Source organism: Cobetia sp. SIMBA_158 (assembly GCF_046566945.1).
Classification (GTDB): Bacteria; Pseudomonadota; Gammaproteobacteria; order Pseudomonadales; family Halomonadaceae; genus Cobetia; species Cobetia amphilecti.
In genome coordinates this window covers 1-244 of sequence record NZ_JAWJYL010000935.1, presented here as the reverse complement: position 1 = coordinate 244, position 244 = coordinate 1, and the positions used below count along the sequence as shown (strand labels likewise).

1 protein-coding gene is annotated in these 244 nt (G+C 44.3%); it reads right to left on the bottom strand.

The features are described 5' to 3' along the window. On the bottom strand, positions 1-244 hold a 244-nt coding region (locus tag R2R70_RS22555; RefSeq protein ID WP_410979280.1), incomplete at both ends, for a dicarboxylate/amino acid:cation symporter.

The following is a 244-nucleotide window of genomic DNA, read 5'->3' as shown; positions in this document are numbered from 1 at the left end:
CTAATACGGCGGTTAATATAACTGTGGTCATTTGCATGAGTGTCAATTCAATCCCAAACATTTGACCAATAAAGATCGTTGCGACCCCTTGCATAATCGCCGTCCCATCCATATTGATTGTCGCGCCTAATGGCTGCACAAAGCTAGATATTGGCTCTGGTACTTGCAGCTTTTTTTGAGCAGTTTCCATTGAAACAGGAAGAACTGCACTACTGCTTGACGTACTAAACGCAACGACCATCGC